This window comes from Sphingomonas sp., from assembly GCF_019749955.1.
Classification (GTDB): domain Bacteria; phylum Pseudomonadota; class Alphaproteobacteria; order Sphingomonadales; family Sphingomonadaceae; genus Sphingomonas.
Window position 1 is genome coordinate 1 of sequence record NZ_JAIEPC010000037.1, and the last position, 4641, is coordinate 4641.

Annotated in this window: 3 protein-coding genes and 1 pseudogene; 2 read left to right on the forward strand and 2 right to left on the reverse strand. The window is 64.2% G+C overall.

Annotated elements, in window-relative coordinates; translation table 11 throughout:
- Both K2W81_RS09790 and K2W81_RS09795 read right to left on the reverse strand, forming a co-directional pair.
- Nucleotides 1-1612: pseudogene (locus K2W81_RS09790) on the reverse strand (DNA-directed RNA polymerase subunit beta); the annotation flags it as partial.
- A gap of 487 nt (nucleotides 1613-2099) precedes the next feature.
- Nucleotides 2100-2384: a hypothetical protein gene (locus tag K2W81_RS09795; RefSeq protein WP_294103790.1), complete on the reverse strand. Its 285-nt coding sequence runs from the start codon at nucleotides 2382-2384 to the stop codon at nucleotides 2100-2102.
- 37 nt (nucleotides 2385-2421) lie between these two features.
- On the opposite strand from K2W81_RS09795, the gene K2W81_RS09800 reads away from it, so the two are divergent.
- Nucleotides 2422-3063 carry a hypothetical protein gene (locus K2W81_RS09800; protein ID WP_294103792.1) on the forward strand — a complete coding sequence of 214 codons (642 nt, stop codon included), beginning with the start codon at nucleotides 2422-2424 and terminating at the stop codon, nucleotides 3061-3063.
- Between the two features lie 67 nt (nucleotides 3064-3130).
- Nucleotides 3131-4641, forward strand: a 1511-nt coding sequence (locus K2W81_RS09805; protein WP_294103794.1) for a CocE/NonD family hydrolase, incomplete at its 3' end; no start/stop codon positions are given.

The following is a 4641-nucleotide window of genomic DNA, read 5'->3' on the forward strand; positions in this document are numbered from 1 at the left end:
GCTTGTGGGTGACTTCCGACAGCGGGTTGGTCTGATCCATGAACTGCGACAGCTGCGACGAGCCGAAGAATTCGCGGACTGCCGCCACCGCCGGCTTGGCGTTGATCAGGTCGTTGGGCATCACGGTCGACACATCGACCGAGCTCATCCGCTCCTTCACCGCACGCTCCATGCGGAGCAGGCCGACGCGGTACTGGTTCTCCAGTAGCTCACCGACCGAACGGACGCGACGGTTACCGAGATTGTCGATATCGTCGATTTCGCCCTTGCCGTCCTTGAGGTTGACGAGCGTCTTGACGACCTCAAGAATGTCCTCGGTGCGCAGCGTCGTCACCGTGTCCTCGACATCGAGGTCGAGGCGCATGTTGAGCTTGACGCGGCCAACCGCCGACAGATCATAACGATCGGGATCGAAGAACAGCCCGCTGAACAGCGACTCTGCGGTCTCAAGCGTCGGCGGCTCGCCGGGGCGCATCACGCGGTAAATGTCCGACAGCGCCTGCTCGCGCTCTTCGGCCTTGTCGGCCTTCAGCGTGTTGCGGATCCACGGACCCGTGGCGACGTGATCGATGTCGAGCAGCTCGATCCGGTCGATGCCGGCCTTGTCGAGCAGTTCGAGATTTTCGGCCGACACTTCGTCGCCCGCCTCAATGTAGATCTGGCCAGTCGACTCGTTGATCAGGTCATAAGCCGAATAGCGGCCGAAGATTTCCTCGGTCGGGATCAGCAGGTCGCTCAGCCCGTCCTTGGCTGCCTTGTTGGCAGCGCGCGGCGAAATCTTCTGGCCGTTGGCGAACACGATCTCGCCGGTCTTGGCGTCGATGATGTCGTACATCGGCTTCTGGCCGCGCCAATTCTCCGCCTGGAACGGGATGATCCAGCCACCCTGGCCGCGAACGAACGTCACCCGGTTGTAGAAATAGTTGAGGATTTCTTCGCTCGTCAGGCCAAGCGCGTAGAGCAAAGCCGTGACCGGCAGCTTGCGCTTGCGATCGATGCGGACGTTGACGATGTCCTTGGCGTCGAATTCGAAATCGAGCCACGATCCGCGATACGGGATCACGCGCGCCGCAAACAGGTACTTGCCCGATGCGTGCGTCTTGCCGCGATCATGGTCGAACAGCACGCCCGGCGAACGGTGCATCTGCGACACGATCACGCGTTCGGTGCCGTTGATGATGAAGGTGCCGTTGCCCGTCATCAGGGGCATGTCGCCCATGTAGACGTCCTGCTCCTTGATATCGAGCACGCTGCGCGCTTCGGTGTCGGCATCGACTTCGAACACGATCAAGCGAAGCGTGACGCGCATTGGGGCGGCATAGGTGATGCCGCGCTGGCGGCATTCGTCGGTGTCGAACTTGGGGGGCTCAAGCTCATAATTGACGAAATCGAGTTCGGCAGTGCCGGCAAAGTCGCGGATCGGGAATACCGAGCGCAGCGTCTTTTCGAGGCCCGACACATAACCGATCGACGGATCGGAGCGCAGGAACTGTTCATAGCTTTCGCGTTGAACCTCGATCAGGTTCGGCATTTGCACGACTTCGTGGATGTTGCCGAAAACCTTGCGGATGCGGCGCTTTGCAGTGCCGGTCTCGATTGCCTTGGTCGCCATAGGGGAAGGTTCGCCTCGTCAGCCAGAATTACGCGCCCGGAAACCTCCGGGCGGGGCACGCAGCAAAGACACAAAAAGCCGCGTGTTCCTTGGCGGAACCGCAGCTTTCAGCGTCTTTGAACCAGATTTCCCAATTCGATCGAATCGCTGCGCGACGGCGATTCATTTCCCGGGAGATGTGGCGGAAGGCGCGATATAGGAAGAGGGTGCGGCGCTGTCAATCACCGTGCGCGCGTGTCGCCAATCTGGGCGGCCCGGTCGGCGCAGCGGCTGAGTTGCATCATCAACGCACGATTCGACATGTCGCACGCGCAGATAATCGCCCATAGCTCGCGCCAGTTGTCTGGCATTCAGCTTGGCGTGGCTAAGGGGCTGTCGTGGGGATGATCAACAACGCGATCCGAAGCGCGGCCGCGATGCTGGCGATTACCGCCGCCGCTGGCAGCGCGGCGGCGCAAAACAGTCCGTCGGGGCAGGATGTCGATGACTACCGCTTGCCGGGCACGGTCGTCGTTCCGGCGCCCAAACCCACGCCGACGCCCACCGCCGCGCCAACGCCCACGCCACCGCCACGGGCAGCCGCGACGCCAAAGCCTGCCTCAGTCCGCGCCACGCCGTCCCTGCCGCGCCCCACCGCTTCGCCGACCCCTGAGCCAAGCGCGACGCCGACGCCAACCCCAGCGCCCGCCTCGCCGCCAACCTCCAGCGCCTCCACCCCGACACCCACCGCACCCGCACAGCCCGGGGGGAGGGCGCCACTGGCGCTGGCCAATTGGCAAATCGCACTGGTCGCACTTGCCATCGGTGGTTTGACGCTTGCTGGCGCCTTGGTCTTCTTCGGTCGGCGTCGGCGAAAGACCGAGCCCGAAATGGTTCCCGCCGCGCCCACTGCAACAGCGGTGACGGCGGCTGAGGCGACCGACCCGCTGATGCCCGTTCCGTCCGGCGCTCGTCCGGCGATCACGCTTGATCTGACGATCCAGCAAGCTGGCATCGACGGCGACATGCTTTGCGTTGGCTTCGAGATCGCACTGCACAATGAAGGCGAAGTGGCGGCGACCGACCTCCGGCTCCACGTCGAGCTGCGTACCGAAGACGCACGCGCGCAGCTTCCGACTGCCGACCGACCCGCCGACCCGATCGACCGGCCGATGGCCGAGCCCATTGCCCTTGCACCCGGCGCCGATGTTGTGCTCGCGGCGAAAGCAGTGCTGCCGGTGGCGCAGATCAACCGCCTGATGTTGCAGGGGCGTCCGATGTGCGTGCCCGTCGTCGTGCTCAGCGCGCGTTATCGCTGGGCGGGCGGCGGCAAGGCCGAACTTGGCGTCGATTATCTGATCGGCATCGATCGGCCCGGCAACCCCCGCCTCGGCCCATTCTGGCTCGACGTGCCGCCGCGCCTCTACGACCGGATCGGCATGCGACTGCACGGCGCGGTCCGCAAACGCTAGGACTTGCGTCCCCGGCCACAGGTGACACTATCGCGCCATCTGACCTGCTCCTCCGGAGATTTCCCCGATGACCCTTCGCTTGCCTCTGATCGCGCTCGTCGCGAGCCTCGCTCTTGCTCCCGCATTCGCGCAGCAGGCGCCGGGGGGCGATGTCCCCGCGCATTTCGCCCCGCCGACCACCGCCAATGATTACATCAAGCGCGAAGTGATGATGCCGATGCGCGACGGCGTGAAGCTCTACACCGTCATTGTCTACCCCAAGGGCGTCACCAACGCGCCGATCGTACTGACGCGCACGCCCTATAACGCGTCGGCGCGGGCGAACCGGATGGACAGCCCGCACATCCTGTCAACGCTGCCGCTTTCCGACGAGCCGTTTGTGAAGGCGGGCTATATCCGCGTCTATCAGGACGTTCGCGGCAAGTATAAATCCGAAGGCGATTATGTCGTCACCCGCCCGCCAATCGGGCCGCTCAACCCGACCAGCACCGATCACACCACCGACGCCTATGACACGATCGATTGGCTGGTGAACAAGGCCAACCTGCCCGAATCGAACGGCCGCGTCGGCATGATCGGATCGTCGTACGAAGGCTTCACCGTCGTCGCGGCGCTGCTCAAGCCGCACCTGGCGCTCAAGGTCGCCGCGCCCGAAAGCCCGATGATCGACGGCTGGATGGGCGATGACTGGTTCCACCACGGCGCGTTCCGGCTCGCCAACATCGGCTGGATCGCGTCGCAAACCGGCTACAAGGGCAAGGGCGATGATCCCGCCACGGGCATCTACGACAATTATGAGGAATTCCGCCGGATCGGTGGCGCCGCCGAATGGGCCAAGCTGTCAGGTTTCGACCAGCTGCCGGCGTGGAAGCGGATGACCGATCACCCCGCCTATGACGATTTCTGGCAGGGGCAGGCGCTCGACAAGCTGCTCGCTGCCAATCCGTCCGACATCCCGACGATCTGGGAACAGGGTTTGTGGGATCAGGAGGATATTTACGGCGCGATCGTCGCTTGGGAAGCGCTGAAGGCCAAGGGCAAGCTGGGCAACAACTTCCTCGTCATGGGGCCATGGCGGCACAGCCAGATCAACCGCGAGGGGCGCTCGCTCGGGCCGCTGCTATGGAATGGCGACACCGCCGCGCAGTTCCGCGAGAACATGGTGCTGCCGCTGTTCAACCAGTATCTGAAGGACGGTCCCCCCGTCACGCTGCCGCCCGCGACGATTTACAACACGGGCGAGAACCATTGGGAGCGCTTCGCCAAATGGCCGCTCGCGTGCGACAGTGGCTGCGCGTCGCCGATGAAGCCGATCTATCTGGTCGAAAGCGGGGCGCTCTCGTTCGACCAGGGCGCGGCGGGTGGCGACAGCTATGTCGCCGATCCGGCCAAGCCGGTCCCGCATCTGCCGCGCCCGGTCAACTTTGGCGATGGCCGCTGGCAGGATTGGCTTGTGAGTGACCAGCGCAGCGTCGACGGGCGCCCCGATGTGATGACCTACCAGACCGAAGTGCTGACCAAGCCGGTCCGCGTGTCGGGCGTGCCGATGGCCGATATCTTCGCCAAAACGACCGGCAC